The sequence below is a fragment of the Stenotrophomonas sp. YJH_SMC_8 genome, assembly GCF_059371315.1.
The window spans coordinates 21,902-37,585 of sequence record NZ_JCAFUL010000019.1 but is presented as its reverse complement, the minus strand read 5'-3'; the positions used below and the strand labels follow the sequence as shown (position 1 = coordinate 37,585).

At 67.1% G+C, this 15,684-nt stretch carries 17 protein-coding genes; 9 read left to right on the top strand and 8 right to left on the bottom strand.

All coding sequences use genetic code 11. The features are described 5' to 3' along the window. Window positions 1-19: 19 nt before the first annotated feature. The 6 genes from copD to dkgB all read right to left on the bottom strand — a co-directional run bounded on the left by copD (window position 20) and on the right by dkgB (window position 4,512). On the bottom strand, window positions 20-904 hold the full coding sequence (gene copD, locus AC5P88_RS18210) for a copper homeostasis membrane protein CopD (RefSeq protein WP_106548608.1): 885 nt from the start codon (window positions 902-904) through the stop codon (window positions 20-22). A 10-nt stretch (window positions 905-914) separates the two neighbouring features. Continuing rightward, on the bottom strand, window positions 915-1,292 hold the full coding sequence (gene copC, locus AC5P88_RS18205; protein ID WP_106548607.1) for a copper homeostasis periplasmic binding protein CopC: 378 nt from the start codon (window positions 1,290-1,292) through the stop codon (window positions 915-917). Between the two features lie 153 nt (window positions 1,293-1,445). Further along, window positions 1,446-1,769: a MoaF-related domain-containing protein gene (locus AC5P88_RS18200; RefSeq protein WP_495225690.1), complete on the bottom strand. Its 324-nt coding sequence runs from the start codon at window positions 1,767-1,769 to the stop codon at window positions 1,446-1,448. Further along, on the bottom strand, window positions 1,766-2,704 hold the full coding sequence (locus AC5P88_RS18195; RefSeq protein ID WP_495225689.1) for a cyclase family protein: 939 nt from the start codon (window positions 2,702-2,704) through the stop codon (window positions 1,766-1,768). The genes AC5P88_RS18200 and AC5P88_RS18195 overlap by 4 nt, the downstream gene beginning before the upstream one ends. Window positions 2,705-2,723: 19 nt before the next feature. Beyond that, complete coding sequence (locus tag AC5P88_RS18190) at window positions 2,724-3,698, bottom strand: TIGR03571 family LLM class oxidoreductase (protein WP_495225688.1); 975 nt, start codon at window positions 3,696-3,698, stop codon at window positions 2,724-2,726. Window positions 3,699-3,708: 10 nt separating this feature from the next. Next, window positions 3,709-4,512 (bottom strand): 2,5-didehydrogluconate reductase DkgB, encoded by an 804-nt coding sequence (gene dkgB, locus AC5P88_RS18185; RefSeq protein ID WP_106548603.1) that lies wholly within the window; start codon window positions 4,510-4,512, stop codon window positions 3,709-3,711. Between the two features lie 119 nt (window positions 4,513-4,631). Between dkgB and AC5P88_RS18180 the strand changes: the two genes are divergently transcribed. Next, window positions 4,632-5,534 carry a LysR substrate-binding domain-containing protein gene (locus AC5P88_RS18180; RefSeq protein ID WP_495225687.1) on the top strand — a complete coding sequence of 301 codons (903 nt, stop codon included), beginning with the start codon at window positions 4,632-4,634 and terminating at the stop codon, window positions 5,532-5,534. Window positions 5,535-5,564: 30 nt separating this feature from the next. Here the strand turns inward: AC5P88_RS18180 and AC5P88_RS18175 are convergent, their stop codons facing one another. Continuing rightward, window positions 5,565-6,566, bottom strand: coding sequence for a helix-turn-helix domain-containing protein (locus AC5P88_RS18175; RefSeq protein ID WP_495225686.1), 1,002 nt, complete (start codon window positions 6,564-6,566; stop codon window positions 5,565-5,567). On the opposite strand from AC5P88_RS18175, the gene AC5P88_RS18170 reads away from it, so the two are divergent. Then, window positions 6,553-8,742, top strand: a complete 2,190-nt coding sequence (locus tag AC5P88_RS18170; protein WP_495225685.1) for a TonB-dependent receptor — start codon at window positions 6,553-6,555, stop codon at window positions 8,740-8,742. The genes AC5P88_RS18175 and AC5P88_RS18170 overlap by 14 nt on opposite strands. Window positions 8,743-9,081: 339 nt before the next feature. Here AC5P88_RS18170 and AC5P88_RS18165 read toward each other — a convergent pair whose 3' ends face one another. Beyond that, window positions 9,082-9,555 (bottom strand): MerC domain-containing protein, encoded by a 474-nt coding sequence (locus AC5P88_RS18165; protein ID WP_495225684.1) that lies wholly within the window; start codon window positions 9,553-9,555, stop codon window positions 9,082-9,084. A 32-nt stretch (window positions 9,556-9,587) separates the two neighbouring features. On the opposite strand from AC5P88_RS18165, the gene AC5P88_RS18160 reads away from it, so the two are divergent. From AC5P88_RS18160 to AC5P88_RS18130, 7 genes are all read left to right on the top strand, one after another. Beyond that, the gene (locus AC5P88_RS18160; protein WP_495225683.1) at window positions 9,588-10,121 is read left to right on the top strand and encodes a ZrgA family zinc uptake protein; all 534 of its coding nucleotides are present in this window, start codon (window positions 9,588-9,590) and stop codon (window positions 10,119-10,121) included. Next, window positions 10,118-10,813, top strand: coding sequence for an ATP-binding cassette domain-containing protein (locus tag AC5P88_RS18155; RefSeq protein ID WP_495225682.1), 696 nt, complete (start codon window positions 10,118-10,120; stop codon window positions 10,811-10,813). Before AC5P88_RS18160 ends, AC5P88_RS18155 begins: the two co-directional genes overlap by 4 nt. Beyond that, a complete protein-coding gene (locus tag AC5P88_RS18150) occupies window positions 10,806-12,059 on the top strand; it encodes an ABC transporter permease (protein ID WP_495225681.1) in 1,254 nt (417 codons plus the stop codon). Before AC5P88_RS18155 ends, AC5P88_RS18150 begins: the two co-directional genes overlap by 8 nt. A gap of 2 nt (window positions 12,060-12,061) precedes the next feature. Further along, window positions 12,062-12,613 carry a DUF3299 domain-containing protein gene (locus AC5P88_RS18145; RefSeq protein ID WP_106548595.1) on the top strand — a complete coding sequence of 184 codons (552 nt, stop codon included), beginning with the start codon at window positions 12,062-12,064 and terminating at the stop codon, window positions 12,611-12,613. Next, entirely contained in the window at window positions 12,603-13,223 is a 621-nt protein-coding gene (locus tag AC5P88_RS18140; protein ID WP_495225680.1) for a DUF3299 domain-containing protein, read from the top strand. Before AC5P88_RS18145 ends, AC5P88_RS18140 begins: the two co-directional genes overlap by 11 nt. Beyond that, complete coding sequence (locus AC5P88_RS18135) at window positions 13,223-13,969, top strand: hypothetical protein (RefSeq protein ID WP_495225679.1); 747 nt, start codon at window positions 13,223-13,225, stop codon at window positions 13,967-13,969. Before AC5P88_RS18140 ends, AC5P88_RS18135 begins: the two co-directional genes overlap by 1 nt. A gap of 181 nt (window positions 13,970-14,150) precedes the next feature. Further along, window positions 14,151-15,683: an MFS transporter gene (locus tag AC5P88_RS18130; RefSeq protein ID WP_106548592.1), complete on the top strand. Its 1,533-nt coding sequence runs from the start codon at window positions 14,151-14,153 to the stop codon at window positions 15,681-15,683. Window position 15,684: the final 1 nt, after the last annotated feature.

The following is a 15,684-nucleotide window of genomic DNA, read 5'->3' as shown; positions in this document are numbered from 1 at the left end:
ACGTGTCGGTGGCGCCGGTTCATGCCAGCGGATCCAGCGTGCCGAGGATCGCGACGCAGGCCAGCACCAATACCGCCAGCACCGATTCGCAGGCCAGGCTGTAGCGCAGGGAGCGCAGCGGCCGTGGTTGCCAGCCGCCATGGATGGAAACCGCCAGTGCCGGCACCAGCCGCCAGCGATGCAGTGCCGCCAGCCCCAGCATGCCGCCCACCAGGGCCAGCTTGAGCAGCAGCCAGCGCCCGTGCGCAGTGCCGGTGAGGGTCTGCACCGAGCCGCCGAGATCGATATAGGTATAGGTGCCGGTCATGGCCAGCGCGGCGACGATGAGGGTGCCGGGCAGGGCGAAGCCGTGGGCGGCCTGCCACAGCTCCCGGGTGCGTTCGCGCAGGCGCAGGCCCTGCGGACGAAGTGCCAGCTGCAGGATGGCGGCAATCGCTCCAATCCAGGCGCCGGCGGCCAGCAGGTGCACGATGCCGGCAACCAGCCGAACGGTGCCGCTTGCCCCGTCACCCGCGGCACCGTGCCCATTCCAGGACAGGCTTGCCAATGCCGTAGCGGAAAGCGCGAGCAGGGCCAGGCGGCGCAGGCCCTGCAATGGAGGGGCGAAGGACAGCAGCGGCAGCATCGCCAGCAGGGCGAGGATGCGCAGCAGGCCCGCTTCACCCACTGGCGTGCCCGTGAGGAACCAGCGCACCGCTTCGCGGTCGATCCCGGCTGGCGCGATGCCGAGCACGCCGGACAACCGGGTCACGGCATCGGTGATCACCAGTACCAGCGCAATCACCGTGAGCGCCGATGCGACGCCGCGCGGTAGCGCGGGGCGGACGAACAGCATCCGCCCGAACAGCAGCATCAGCACCAGGTACAGCGCCAGCCGCAGCGCGTACGGCGAGAACTCCGCCATGACAGCCGCCTTACTTCACGGTGAAACGGTAGGTGCCGGTGATCGGGTGGCTGTCCTGGCCGACCGCACGCCATTGCAGTGCGTAGCTGCCGGCCGCCAGCGGCTTGGCCAGGCGCGCACGCAGCGTGTGGCCATCTTCGGAGATGTCCTGCGCGGTGGTGGGCACGGCCATCTTCATGCGGCCATGGTCCATGCTCAGTTCGATACGGGTGGCGCGCGGCATCACTTTTTCACTGAACTGCAGTTCGATCTGGCTGGCCGGGGCAACGGTCGCGTCGGCGGCCGGTGTCGAGCGCACCAGGCTGGGATGGGCCAGGGCCTGCGGCGCAACCGCGAGGCCGAACAGGAAAAGCGCAAGGGAGGCGGGACGGAACGGGGAACGGATCATGCGGGGAACACCTGTGGCAGAAGTGGCCCCCAGAGTGGAGGGCGGCGCCTTTCGCCGCCCTGACCCGTACATTACCGACCTGTAATGTTCCGCCTGCTGGCCGGGATCACCGCGTTGTGTTCCCACCGGGCATGGCCCGGTGCCACCGGTAGATCACAGGGCCGCAAGTGGCCCCTGCATGCGATGGAAGCTGCCATCGGTGGCGGTGAACCAGGCCAGTGATCGCCCACCCAGGAAGTCATCGACATGCACGACCGTCGCGCCGTCCGCTTCCTGCCACGAAATGGCATAGACGCCCTCGCTGATCTGCCGCCATTCGCAGGCGGCTTCGCCACGTGCACCGGCGTAGGCACCGGAAACGATGGCGTACTGCACATGGCGACCATCGGCACTGTACGCGTTGTCTGCCGCCAGGCCGTCATAACTGACGCGGAAACGGCGGCCGGCGAACAGGGGAATTCCAGCAGCCGTGCTCATCGGATCGCCACCGGATTGATGTTGACCTGGGTCGAGCCGACGTACAGCGGCTGGCCGAGCACGAACAGGAATTCCCAGGCCTTGTCGCGCACCAGCGCACGGCTGTCGATCAGCTCCAGGTTGTAGATGCCGCGCTTGGCCAGCATGTACTGGTTGATCGGGAATTCCTCGGCACCGTTCGGGTTCGGGTAGACCTCCGAGGCCCAGGTGTCGCCACCGAAGGCAACAATGCCCTGGTCGGCCAGCCATTTGGCGGCCTCCATGCCGATACCCGGCTCCACTGCCAGGAACTGCGTGTCGTCCTTGCCGATCAGTTCCAGCCAGCCGGTGTTGAACAGCACCACGTCGCCCTTGCGCAGGCTCAGTCCCTGCTTCTTCAGCACGGCCTGGATGTGGGCCACGGTGAACTCGGTGCCGCCGGGCACGATCGCCTTGCCGAAGTGGGCAGTCATGTCCAGCACCACGCCACGGGTAACCATCGGCGGCACCTTTTCGACGCCCAGCTTGCGCACGCCGTCCACGGTGACGAAGTCGGCGGCCTTGTTGCCGTTGTAGTAGACGTTGTCGATGCCGATGTGGCCGATGCCGTTGAGCTGGGTGCCAACGCCGGTCCAGGCGTTCACCAGCTCATCGTTGAAGGTGAACCTGTTCGGCCCCAGCGACTTGCCGGCCTGCTGGCCGACCTGCACGTTGTACAGGCGGAAGCTGCGATGGCGGAACGCAGGCAGGTTCCTGTCCACGGGCACCGCCAGCGGATAGGTCTTGCCGGTCCTGACCAGCGAAACCGCGTGCTTGACCACGTCCGCGGTCAGCAGGTTGGCCGCGCCGATCTCGTCGTTGGCACCGTAGGCAGAGGGGTACCAGTCCTCGGCGGTAGCCTGGAAGGACAGCGGCAGGGCGGCCAGCGCAAGCGCGGCCAGGGTCTTCATCTTCATGGCAAAGCTCCGGTAACTGTCAGGCCGTCGCGGGGACGGCAAGCGTTGCATGCGGCGCGCCGGCGCCGGCATGGGCCGGGAAGTGCCGCAGCACGTACTCGGCGATTTCGTGGAAGGTTTCGGCCAACGGCCGTTCGTTGCGGCGGAACTGCAGGCCGATGTGGTCGACACCGGCCGCCTGCATGGCGTGCAGCTCGGCCAGCAGGGCGTTGCGGCCGCTGCGCAGCCCGAAGCGCCAGCGCTGCAGCGGGGCATCGGCATCGGCCAGCAGATCCAGGTGGATGAAGCTGGCATAGGGTTTGTTGCCGGCCACCGCTCGCCAGGCTGCCACACGTTGCGCGTGGTCCTGCGGCGTGCCCGGATAGGCCAGGCAACCATCCATGTGCTGGCCGATCCACGTCGGTTCCTGCTGGGCCAGGCCGGCCACGAACAGCGGCAGGGCCCGGCCATCGGCGGGCAGCACATCCAGCCCCTGCGGCAGGTGCGCAGCGGCGCCCTCGCGCAGCAGCGCGATCTGCTCGCGGAAACGGCTGCCACGACTGTCGAAGTCGCGGCCGAACAGCGGGTACTCCACCGGTCGGTCGCCGCTGGCCACGCCCAGCAGCAGGCGGTCGCCGCTCAGCCGCTGCACGCTGCGCGCCGACTTCAGGGTCAGCAACGGCTCTCTGATCGGCAGCACCACCGCACCGGTACCCAGCAGGATGTCCCTGGTGATGCCGGCCAGGTAGCCGAGGTAGCTGAACACCTCGAACACCTGCGCCGCATCGCCGAAGGCGGGGTCGTACACCGGCACGTCACGTACCCAGAGCGCACGGAAGCCGAGGCGGTCGGCCAAGCGTGCCAGTTCCGCATGACGCTGCAGGTCCGGTTCGCCGGGCAGACGTCGCGAGGCGCGTCGTGCCTGTTCGCCCAGCGGCGTCCAGTCATTGTCCAGTGGTGCTTCGATGCCGATGCTGAAACCACCGGCCTGCAACCGGGTCATCGCACTGCCCATGGGGGGCGCCTCAGTCCCAGGCCGGGGCCAGGCCCGGCGGATCGACTTCGCGGCCGTTGCGCTCAAGCGCGGCGATCGCGGCCATGTCATCGGCATCCAGGCGCAGGTCCTGCGCGAGCAGGTTGCTGGCCAGGTTCTCGCGCTTGGTCGACGACGGAATGACCGAGTACCCCTGGTGCAGCGCCCATGCCAGCGCCACCTGGGCCACGGTGGCCTGGTGCTTGTCGGCGATGGCGGCCAGCACCGGATCCTTCAGCACCTTGCCGTAGGCCAGGGTCATGTAGGAGGTCACGGTGATGCCCTGGTCCTGCAGGAAGGCGGTCAGCGCCGGGTTCTGCAGGTAGGGGCTCAGTTCGATCTGGTTGGTGGCGATCTCGCCGGCGCCGACCACCTCGATGGCCTGCCGGGTCAGCTCGATGTTGAAGTTGGACACGCCGATCTGGCGGGTCAGCCCCAGCGACTTGGCCTCGGCCAGTGCGGTCATGTACTCGCGCAGTTCAACGCCATTGCCCGGCGCTGGCCAGTGGATCAGCAGCAGGTCCACATGGTCGGTGCGCAGCTTGGCCAGGCTGTCGCGCAGGCTCGGGATCAGCTTGTCGGCAGCGTAGTTGTCCACCCAGATCTTGGTGGTCAGGAACAGCTGGTCGCGCGCTACGCCGGATTCGGCAATGGCCTGGCCGACCTCGGCCTCGTTGCCGTAGATCTGTGCGGTGTCGACCGCACGGTAACCGACCTCGAGGGCGTTGCGCACCGAGTCGATGACGGTCTGGCCGGTGAGGCGGAAGGTGCCGACGCCAAAGGAAGGAACACTCATGATGGACTCCAGGGACTTCGTTGAGAGCCGGTGGGGCTCGGGACAGGGCGAAGTGTGGGTGCTTTACATTTGTTGATTAAGCCGTGTATACGGGAAACGCTTTTGCGTCGAGGTAAACAATGAAAACCACCCTGGATGAGCTGAAGGCGTTCGTGGCGGTGGTCGACAGTGGCTCGATCACCGCAGCGGCCGAGGCGCTTGAGCTGACCATCTCCGCGACCAGCCGTACCCTGGCGCGGCTGGAGGACAAGCTGCAGACCACATTGCTTCGGCGGACCACGCGGCGGCTGGAACTGACCGAGGAAGGTGCGGCGTTCCTGGAGTACGCCCGTACGATCCTGGCCACGGTGGACGAGGCTGAGGAACAGATGGCCGCGCGGCGGCTGCAGCCGGTGGGGCGCCTGCGCGTGGATGCGGCCACACCGTTCATGCTGCACGTGATCGTGCCGCTGCTTGAGGGTTTCCGTGAGCGCTACCCGCAGGTGGAGCTGGAGCTGAATTCCAATGAAGGCATCACCGACCTGATCGAGAAGCGCACCGACGTGGCATTCCGCATCGGTGTGCTGCGCGACTCCACCCTGCATGCGCGGCCGATCGGCCACAGCCGCATCCGTGTGGTAGCCAGCCCCGAGTACCTGCACCGGCATGGTACGCCCACACGGACGGCGCAGCTGCGCAAGCACGACCTGCTGGGCTTCACCCAGCCCAGTTCATTGAACGAGTGGCCGCTGCACGATGCCGATGGTGGGCCTTTCGTGATCGCGCCGGCGATTGCTTCGTCCAGTGGCGAGACCTTGCGGCAGATGGCGGTGGCCGGGCTCGGCATTGCCTGCCTGTCCGACTTCCTGACCCGCCAGGATCGGCGGGAGGGTCGCCTGGTGCAGCTGTTTGCCAGGCAGACGCAGGAGGTGCGCCAGCCGATCAACGCGGTGTACTACCGCAACACCGCGCTGGCTGCACGTATCACCTGTTTCGTCGACCACGTGACGCAGACGCTGGGGCAGCGCCCGTTCGACGAATGAGGGGCTGACGCTGGCGGGCATGGCCCGGCGCTATCGTGGGCTGTGGGTCTGCGTGATCCACGCCGACGGTGAGCAGCCGGATACGCGCCGGAAGGCAGCGCTGAACTTGCTGGGATTGGCGTAGCCGCAGGCCAGCGCGACCTCGGTGACGTTGCGTCCCTGCGCGAGCTGCGCACGTGCCCACTGCATGCGGCGCCGGGTCAGGAACGCATACGGCGGAAGCCCCGTTGCCGCACGCAACGCACGGCTGAATGTCGAAGGCTCCATCTGCAAGGCGGCAGCCAGATGCGCAACCGCCAGCGGCTGGCCGAGCTGCGCGTCGATATAGTCCTCCAGCTGCTGCAGTCGCCGCGCGGACAATACACAACGTGCCTGGCTCGCCTGGTGCCGGTTCCCGGCAAGCTGTTCCAGGCGGTGCATCAGCACCTGGGCACCGTGCTCGAGGAAGCCGGGCAGGCAGGCATCGGCCTGCGCGCTGCACCACAACGCCTGCAGCACCGCAGTGACTACCGGGTCGTGGTGCAGCCGTGCAGCCAGCGCTTCCAGGTTGCGCAGTGGCTGCAGGTCGTGCGGGTAGACGTGGGTGTCAATGGCGATGCCGAGCAGGTCGACCTCGGGGCTGGCGTAGGTGCCGGTGTCGCCAGGGAGGACCACGTTGAATTGACCGGGTCGCCATTGCGCGTGGAGCAGGCCGCTTTGGGCCCTTTGCTGCAATCGCCCACCGCCGGCCACGGCCAGGCCCAGCCGGAGCTGGTGCGGATGTCCCATGGCGCCTTCGCTGGCGTCGAAGCGATGACGCAGCAGCACGATCCCGCCGTCGTCACTGGCAATCGCCATGGGGGGCATCGGGCCTGCTTCCTGTATCAGCTGGTCGGCGAGCGCTGGCATCACGGATCCGGAAATGGAGCAGCGCCGCCCGGAATGGAGTGGCGGCTCGGCGTGAATGTTACAGGATAACACTCTTGTTCCGCGCCGCCGTCGCCCGCGCGCCCGCAACTCCATCCGCCGAGGTTCTCCCTTGAAGTCGTCCACGCCCGCTGCCGCCCTGGTCGCAGCATCCCTTCTCATTTCCGCGCTTCCGGTACGCGCCCAGCAGGCCACGCCAGCCACGCTGGATGGTGTCCGTGTCACCGGCTCCAAACGCGACACTCCTTACCTGAAGAGCGATCTGTCGGTGACGGTGCTCGATCGGCAGGCCCTCAAGGAGGCCGGAGTCACCGAGTTCCGTGATCTCGACAAGCTCGCCCCGAACGTGAAGTTCAACGCGATGGGCCAGCTCAGCAACATGTTCATCTCGATCCGTGGCATCGAGTCCAATCCGTTCCTGGTCAACCGCGCCTCGGTCTATATCGACGGCATCCCGTTCCGTGAGCTCAGCAATGCCGTGCTCAACCAGGTCGAGTCGGTGGAGGTGCTGCGCGGGCCGCAGGGCACGCTGTACGGTGCCAACAGTGAATCGGGCCTGGTGCTGGTGCGCACGCGTGGCCCCGCCGATGCACGCGAAGGCGAGATCAACGTGCGCAGCACTTGGTTCGGCAACGGCAATGGCACCGCGCTGGACGGCTTCGTCGCCGGCCCGTTGAGCGGTGATGGCCGGCTGTCCGGCTCGGTGGCTTTCATGGGTGCGGACGAGGATGCGTACCTGAAGAACCTCACGCCGTCCGGGGCGCGGGGCAAGGTGGGCGAAGGCTACCTGCAGGGCAAGCTGCGCTGGCGGCCGAGTGACTACGTTTCGGTGAATGCGCTGGCCTACCACCTGCGCACGCGCGCGCCGGGCATGTTCGAGTATGAATACCTGCCGCTGGATACCGGCCTCTACAACCGCACCTACGGGGCATCGCTCAATGGCGGCCGCCACGCAGGTGATTTCACTTACATCAATGACGCGCCCAAGCGCACCGAGAAGGACGAAACGGTGGTGGGCCTCAGCGCGCAATGGCAGCTGCAGGCCGGCACGCTGGACGTGGCTGCTTCCTGGCGGGACGAGGAGGTGACCTCGGCCGGCTATGACTTCGACATGACCAACAGCCCAGCACTGGCGGGCCGCATCTACGACAGGAAGAAGGAATGGACGGCCGAGGCGCGCTTCAGTTCGCCCAGCGACCAGCCGTTGACCTGGATGGCAGGTGTGTCGACCTATCACAACAGCAAGGATTCGATCCTCGGTACCTTTGTCGGCCCGGCGCTGCGTGGGCTGGACAGCTACAACCTTGCACCGCGGCAGACCTCCAGGGGCGAGGACTACAGCGTGTTCGCCACAGCCAGCTACACCTTCCCCGCGCTGCCGAAGCTGACCGCCAGCGCCGGCCTGCGGCATGAGGAGGCGCGGCGTTCCACCGAGCAGCGTGCCGGTGCGCTGGACCTGGGGGCCGGTGGGCGCGTGCTGTACCGCGATGCCGCGCTGGCGCATACGTTCTCGGCCACGCTGCCGCGGGTGTCGCTGCGCTACGACGCCACTGACGACCTGTCGTTCTATGCCGCGTCGGCCAAGGGCTACATTCCGGGCGGCTTCAATCTGGCTGCGGCGCAGAGCGATGTGGTGAACGACAAGGTGCTGCGCTATGAGGCCGAGCGCATGTGGAGCCATGAGCTGGGCTTCAAGATGAACCTCGCCGGTGGGCGCGGGCACATCGGTGGCGCGCTGTTCCACATCACCTCGGACAACTGGCAGGAGATCCAGGTGGCCACCGATGCCAACGGCCGTCCGATCTCTTCGGACTACGTGGGCTCGGATGCCTCGATCCGTTCGCGCGGTGCCGAGCTGGAGGGCGTGTTTGAAGTGCTGCCGGGTTTCACGCTGATGGCGAATGTGGGCTATGTCGATGCGAAGTACACCAGGCTGTGGGTCAGCGTTGACCAGAACCTGGATGGAAAGCGGGTCAAGCTGACGCCGCACTACACCGGCTACCTGGCCGCGCGCTACCAGTTCGAGTCCGGCCTGTATGCGCGGTTGGAGTCCCAGTTCACCGGCTCCAGCGCATTGGATGAGCGCAACCGCGCGTTCCAGCCGGCCGTTGCCGTATTCGGTGCGCAGGTGGGTTATGAGACCGGGCCGTGGACTGCGCGGGTGTTCGTCCAGAACCTCACCAACAAGCGCCGCATCAACGGCTTGATCTTCGACAACCTGGCGTTTGGCCGCGACGGCAATTACTACGGCCCGGTGGACAGCCCGCGGATCTTTGGCGTGGAAGTGGGGTACCGCTTCTGAAATGCCGACGGTAGATCCACGCCATGCGTGGATGGTGAAATGCCCGCCGGGCATGGCCCGGCACTACTGGAAGGTAGCAGTAGATCCACACCATGCGTGGATGGTGAAATGCCCGCCGGGCATGGCCCGGCGCTACTGGAAGGTAGCGGTAGATCCACGCCATGCGTGGTTGGTGAAATGCCCGCCGGGCATGGCCCGGCGCTACTGGAAGGTAGCGGTAGATCCACGCCATGCGTGGATGGCGAAATGCCCGCCGGGCATGGCCCGGCGCTACTGGAAGGTAGCGGTAGATCCACGCCATGCGTGGTTGGTGAAATACCCGCCGGGCATGGCCCGGCACTACCGGGTGCGCAACGCCCGTCGATTGCCAATGTGCGCCGTCGCCAGCAGGACGCCACCGGATGCGGTGGCCACGCCATGCCAGAGCAGTGATTCCTTCAGCGGCAGGTACAGCGAGGCCGACAACAGAAGGGCAGCACCGATGCAGGCCAGCCGCAATGGCCACCAACGGCCATGCCGGTGCAGCCCGGCGCTCGTACTGGTCATTGCCAGCGTCGAAGCGAGCAGCGCGAACAACCACTCCCAGCGCGACATCAACAGCAGCAGCGTCATCACGCCATGGCCGGGGTGCTGGAACGAGCGCAGCGCCATCATTGCCGCTGGCATGAACGCCAGCAGCAGGGGTAGGGCGATGCAGTGCGCGGCGCAGGCCAGCGACAGCCAGGCGCCGGCGAGATCGATGCGGGGGTGCCAGCGTGCCGAAGTTGGCGGCTGGGCCGGGGCCCTTGCAGGCGTCGTGGGGATGTGGTCCATAATGTTACATAGTAACAATTGGAGTCTCCCCCATGAAGCTTCCTGCTGCTCTTTTCCTGCTGCTGGCCGCCGGCGCCGCGCAGGCCCACGACATCCGTCAGCACGCACCGCACGTGCACGGCCAGGCCACCGTTGATGTTGCGCTTGACCAGCAAACGCTGGAATTCGCCCTTCAGGCCCCCGGCATCGGCATCCTCGATTACGAGCGACCGCCGGCCAATACCGCCGAGCAGGCCGCGCTGGATCGCGCTACGACGCTGCTGAAGGGCGGCAGCTGGGTTACCCTGCCCACCGCTGCAGACTGCCGCCTGACCAGCAGCAAAGCCGATGCCGAGGGCTTCGATGCGACTGCCGCCGCGCCATCGGCAGGACAGCACCGGCACGCGGGCTTCACTGCCACTCTGCAGTACCGCTGCGCGAATCCGGCCGCGTTGCGCGCCATCGTCATGCGGCTGCCCGTGCTGTTCCCGGGCCTGCACGAAGTCATCGTCAACAGTGCGACAGCCAACGGCCAGAATCGCAATGTACTGACCCCCGACAACCTTCGCGTGGTGCTGGCCCCGTGAGCACCGCACCGGTGATCGCTCTGGAAGACGTGCAGTTCGGCTACGGCATGCGCCTGGTGCTGGACATCCCGCGGTTGTGGATCGAGCAGGGCAGCAGCGTGCTGCTGCGCGGAATCAGCGGCGGCGGCAAAAGTACCTTGCTGGGCCTGCTGGCCGGTGTGCTGCTACCCGGCAAGGGCCGTGTCGAGGTGGCAGGCCAGTCACTGCAGGACATGGGAGGTGCGGCGCGGGATCGTTTCCGTGCCGACCAGTTGGGCGTGATCTTCCAGCAGTTCAATCTGCTGCCGTTCCTTACTGTGCGCGACAACATCGCATTGGGCCTGCGCTTCTCTCGCCTGCGCAGCGCGCGCATCAGTGGGCCGCTGGATGCAGAGATCGCACGCCTGTTGTCAGCCCTGCAGCTGGACCCGGCGTTGATGCATCGGCGCGCGGGCACGCTCAGTGTCGGCCAGCAACAACGCGTGGCGGCGGCACGCGCCCTGATCGGCCGGCCGGCGTTGCTGCTGGCCGACGAACCAACTTCGGCACTGGACCGCGATGCGGCCACCGCCTTCCTGCAGCTGATGTCCGCGCAATGCCAGGCGGTCGGTACTACGGTGCTGGTGGTCAGTCATGACGACAGCCTGCAACCCTTGTTCGACCGCACGATTGCACTGTCCGAGATCAACCTGGCAGGTGCCGGCCATGCTTGAGCTTGCCTGGGCCAGCCTGCGCAGCCGTGCGTTGAGCGTGAGCCTGACCGTGCTGGTCATCACCCTCAGCGTGGTGTTGCTGCTGGGCGTAGAACGTGTGCGCACGCAGGCGCACGAGGGTTTCGCCAGCACCGTATCGGGCACCGACCTGATCGTCGGTGCGCGTTCGGGGCCGGTGAACCTGCTGCTGTACTCGGTGTTCCATATCGGCGACCCGACCAACAACGTGTCCTGGCAGTCCTATCAGGAGCTGTCCGCGCTGCCGCAGGTGAAGTGGGCGGTGCCGTTGTCGCTGGGCGATTCCTGGCGTGGCTACCGGGTGGTCGGCACCAGCGGTGGCTATTTCGACCACTATCGCTATGGGGCCGGCCACGCGCTCGCGTTCGCGCAGGGGCGTCCGTTCGATGATCTCTACGACACAGTGATCGGCGCGGAGGTGGCACGCGCGCAGAAGGTCGGTCTCGGCGATGAGATCGTACTGGCCCATGGCACTGGCACGGTCACCGTGGCTACGCATGCCGACAAGCCGTTCCGCGTTGCCGGCATCCTGCAGCGCACCGGTACGCCGGTCGATTCATCGGTGCTGGTTTCATTACCGGCCATCGAGGCGATCCATGTCGACTGGCGGTCGGGCGTGCAGCTGCGCAGCCAGAGCGTCAGTGCCGAGCAGGCGCGCCACCTGGACCTGACCCCGACCAGCATCACCGCCTTCATGCTGGGCCTGAACTCGCGCATCGCCACGTTCTCGGTGCAGCGCAGGATCAACGAATACCCGGACGAGGCGATGCTGGCGATCCTGCCCGGTGTGACGCTGCAGCAGCTGTGGCAGTCGCTGGGCACTGCCGAGCGGGCGTTGCAGCTGATCAGTGCAATGGTGGTGCTGCTGGGCATGGTCTCGCTGGTGGCGCTGCTGGTCTCGACCCTGCAGGAGCGGCGGCGCGAGATGGCGATCCTGCGTGCCACCGGTGCGCGGCCGGGTTACATCGCCGGCCTGCTGGTGGTCGAGGCGGTGGCGACCAGTGCCGTGGCCGGCCTGCTGGCCCTGTCACTGCTGGTGGCCGCCAGCATTGCCGGTCGCGGCTGGGTGCTGGCCACCTTCGGCCTGTCGATCACCCATGTCTGGCCGGATGGCCGCGAACTGGCATGGGTTGCGGGCGTGCTGCTGATCAGCGCCCTGGCCGGGCTCGTGCCGGCATGGCTGGCCTACCGGCGCACCTTGGCCGATGGCCTTTCACCGGGAGGCTGAGCATGCGTTGGATGCTGTGGTTGCCGATGGTGCTGGCACTGGCCGCCTGTGAGCGGCCGGTGGATACCGGCGTGCAGGCCTTGCCGCCCTCGCCGGTGGTCGACCGCGGTGATCCTGCAGACGCTGCAGAACAGGAACTGGATTGGCTGCAGATGATGCCGAGGGACGAGCTGGCCGCGCTGGAGCGGGGTGAGGGCCCCGAAGTGGAGCACAACGGCAACCGGCGCATGCCGCAGTTCGGCACCTTCCGCACGGTGGATTCGGTACTGCAGCGTCCGGTGCGCCTGCCAGGCTACGTGGTACCCCTGGCCAACGCGCAGGACGGACGACTGACTGAATTCCTGTTCGTGCCGTACTACGGCGCCTGCATCCACGTGCCACCACCGCCACCGAACCAGATCGTGCACGTGGTGCTGCCACGCCCGATCGAGATGCCGGACATGTACTCGCCGTTCTTCCTGGCCGGCACCCTGCGCGCCGAACGGCTGGAAGACGATCTGGCCGGTTCGGCCTACACCATGCGTGACGCACAGCTGAGGCCCTATGAACCGTAGCCACCTGCTGCTCATGCTGGGATGCCTGTGGTTGGCGGGCTGCACGTCGCCGGGCAGCGACACCGTTGCGGTCGCGCCGCAGGACACACCGGCATCCCCGGCCATGGCCGAAGCGCCCGTCGACCGCTGGGATGCAATGCGGCCCGACGAAATCACCTACCAGCGCCCGCCGCCGCAGATCGGCCTGTCACGCAATGGCATGGACGGCGTGGGCGGCCTGATCGACGACACTGGCTCCGGCACGCCACCGGGGCAGGAGATCGACCATTCCAGCCCTGATCGCGCCAAGCAGTTCGGCTCCTCGCGTGTGGTCGATGCCGTAGACGGCCGCGCCGTGGACCTGGACGGCTACGTGGTACCGCTCGGCACCAACGATGCCGGCCTGGTCGATGAACTGCTGTTCGTGCCTTTCTATGGGGCGTGCATCCACGTGCCGCCACCACCGCCGAACCAGATCATCCACGTGACCCTGGCCACGCCGATCGCGCTGGGCAACCTCTGGGATCCATACCGGCTTGCCGGGCGTCTGCAGGTGAAGCGTTTCGATGCGGATATCGCCAGCGCGTCCTACGATGCGGCGGCGGCCACGCTCACGGCGATCCACAACTGATGCGCAGGCGCTGGACCATTGCTGCCGGGGGGCTGCTGGCGGCGGTCGCGCTGCTGGTGTGGTGGCAACGGCAGTCTGCACCCACCGCGCCGCCGGCGGTGGCGTTTCCGGCACCAACGCCGGATGCCAGCCAGCGCATCGAACAGTACCTGGGCGACGACCATGCGTTCCGCAACGACGTGCTGTTCCTGCTCGCGGCAACCCTGCGTGATCGCTGCCAGCCGGCGCAGGCGGGATTGCTGGCGCGCATGGCCAATCGTGCATCACTGCCGGTGCTGGCGGCGGTCAGCGCGGTGACCCACCAGGATCCATCGCTGGACCGGCCGATCTACCAGTACATCCAGCATCGCGCCGATGCCACGCAGTGCGGCCAGCCGCTGCAGATGCCGTTGGGCGGTGGACGCAGCATGGCGGTGGACATCGAGCAGTACGCGCGTACCTTCCCCGACAGCTATTTCGACCCGCAGCGCAGCAGCGAGCCACGCGATTTCGGTGGACTGTCGTTGCGGCAGCGCGCCGGCAACGCCTGCAACAGCGTGGTGTACTCGGTGCTGCCGCTGGGTGGTTCCGACTGGCGTTGCAGCAGCCTGCGGGCAAATGCACGTTCGCGGGTGCGCGGGGTATGCGAAGACGAACTGCGGCGCCAGCATGGGGGGACTGGTGGGGAGCTGGACATGGCCGTGGGGCAGGGCATGCAGGGGGCCGTGGTATCGGCGATCGCCGCGTTGCCGGAAGACTGCCGGTAGACGTTCACCAGTAGAGCCCGGCCACCGCAGGCCCGTTTCAGTAGAGCCAGGCCATGCCTGGCTGGAGGTTCAACCGAGCAAGCCAGCCTCTACAAAAGCTGAATCGGCTGGCTCCCAAGGCCATAACTATACAGGATATCCTGTATAGTTATGGCCGTACTTCACCCCATCAGGTTGTCCCATGGCTCTGTCCCAGCCCTTGGCCGGTGCTCCGGCCCTGTCGCGTGCCCGTCGCTGGGCACTGTTGTTCACCGTCGCTGCCGGCCTGTTGCTGGTCACGCTGGACAACTCCGTGCTCTACACCGCACTGCCCACGCTGACCGAGGAACTCTCGGCCAGTGCCGGGCAGGCGCTGTGGATCATCAATGCCTATCCGCTGGTGATGGCCGGCCTGCTGCTGGGTGCCGGCACGCTGGGCGACCGCATCGGCCACCGCCGCATGTTCCTGATCGGCCTTGTGGTGTTCGGCATTGCCTCGCTGGCGGCGGCCTTCGCTGGAACTGCAGCGCAGTTGATTGCCGCGCGCGCGTTCCTCGCTGTCGGTGCGGCAGCGATGATGCCGGCCACGCTGGCGCTGATCGGCCTGAGCTTCCATGAAGAGCGCGAGCGCAATATCGCCATTGCGATCTGGGGCTCGGTGGCCATCGTCGGTGCGGCGCTTGGCCCGATCATCGGCGGCTGGTTGCTGCAGCACTTCTGGTGGGGCTCGGTGTTCCTAGTCAACGTGCCGGTGGTCGTGGTCGCGTTCGTGGCTACGCTGCTGCTGGCGCCGGAAGGCCAGCGTGATACCTCGCGGCCCTGGGATCTGGTTTCGTCGCTGCTGGCTCTGGCTGCACTTTCCGGTCTGGTGCTGGCGATCAAGTCGCTGATCGCCACGCCGCCGTCGTATGGACTGGGCGCTGCTGCGCTGCTGTTGGCCGTGGTGACCGGCGCGGCGTTCGCTCGCCGCCAGCAACAGCTGCCGTACCCGCTGCTGGACTTCGCGATCTTCCGCAACCCGGCGTTCCTGGCCGGCACGTTGTCGGCGGTGTTCACCCTGTTCGCGATGGCCGGCCTGCAGCTGGTCACCACCCAGCGCTTCCAGCTGGTGGCGGGCTTTACGCCGCTGCAGGCGGGGCTGCTGGTATCGGTGGCAGCGCTGGGCAGCCTGCCAAGTGCGCTGCTGGGTGGCAGCATCCTGCATCGGGTCGGACTGCGTCCGTTGATCTGCGGCGGACTGGCAGCGGGCGCGCTGGGTGTCGGCGTGGTGGCGTTCGGCTTCCCGCACGGGCTTGGCTGGGTCGTGGCGGGCATGGCGATCACCGGTTTCGGCATGGGTTCGGCCATCTCGGTGGCGTCCACCGCCATCCTCAACAATGTGCCGGCACATCGGGCAGGCATGGCCTCGTCGGTGGAAGAAGTGTCCTACGAGTTCGGCGGCCTGCTGGCGGTGGCGATGCTGGGCAGCCTGAGCGCGGCGATGTACAGCGCATTCCTGCCGGTCTCGGCCGATATGCCCGCGCTGGCCCGCGAAGGCTTCACCCAGGCACTGCATGCCGCACGCGAGAGCGGGCAGGGCGAGTGGTTCGTGCTGGCTGCGGCCGCGTATGACCGCGGCTACCAGATCGTGCTGCTGGTGATCACTGCGATGCTGGCGCTGGGTGCGGCGATCATCGCGCGCCTGCTGCGCGGCCGCGTCGGCAGCCGCGAGGGCGCGGCCGATCGCGTAAAATGAA

Coding starts and splice junctions, on each gene's coding strand:
- copD (WP_106548608.1), bottom strand. CDS start 904: ATGGCGGAGTTCTCGCCGTACGCGCTGCGGCTGGCGCTGTACCTGGTG.
- copC (WP_106548607.1), bottom strand. CDS start 1,292: ATGATCCGTTCCCCGTTCCGTCCCGCCTCCCTTGCGCTTTTCCTGTTC.
- AC5P88_RS18200 (WP_495225690.1), bottom strand. CDS start 1,769: ATGAGCACGGCTGCTGGAATTCCCCTGTTCGCCGGCCGCCGTTTCCGC.
- AC5P88_RS18195 (WP_495225689.1), bottom strand. CDS start 2,704: ATGAAGATGAAGACCCTGGCCGCGCTTGCGCTGGCCGCCCTGCCGCTG.
- AC5P88_RS18190 (WP_495225688.1), bottom strand. CDS start 3,698: ATGGGCAGTGCGATGACCCGGTTGCAGGCCGGTGGTTTCAGCATCGGC.
- dkgB (WP_106548603.1), bottom strand. CDS start 4,512: ATGAGTGTTCCTTCCTTTGGCGTCGGCACCTTCCGCCTCACCGGCCAG.
- AC5P88_RS18180 (WP_495225687.1), top strand. CDS start 4,632: ATGAAAACCACCCTGGATGAGCTGAAGGCGTTCGTGGCGGTGGTCGAC.
- AC5P88_RS18165 (WP_495225684.1), bottom strand. CDS start 9,555: ATGGACCACATCCCCACGACGCCTGCAAGGGCCCCGGCCCAGCCGCCA.
- AC5P88_RS18160 (WP_495225683.1), top strand. CDS start 9,588: ATGAAGCTTCCTGCTGCTCTTTTCCTGCTGCTGGCCGCCGGCGCCGCG.
- AC5P88_RS18150 (WP_495225681.1), top strand. CDS start 10,806: ATGCTTGAGCTTGCCTGGGCCAGCCTGCGCAGCCGTGCGTTGAGCGTG.
- AC5P88_RS18145 (WP_106548595.1), top strand. CDS start 12,062: ATGCGTTGGATGCTGTGGTTGCCGATGGTGCTGGCACTGGCCGCCTGT.
- AC5P88_RS18140 (WP_495225680.1), top strand. CDS start 12,603: ATGAACCGTAGCCACCTGCTGCTCATGCTGGGATGCCTGTGGTTGGCG.
- AC5P88_RS18135 (WP_495225679.1), top strand. CDS start 13,223: ATGCGCAGGCGCTGGACCATTGCTGCCGGGGGGCTGCTGGCGGCGGTC.
- AC5P88_RS18130 (WP_106548592.1), top strand. CDS start 14,151: ATGGCTCTGTCCCAGCCCTTGGCCGGTGCTCCGGCCCTGTCGCGTGCC.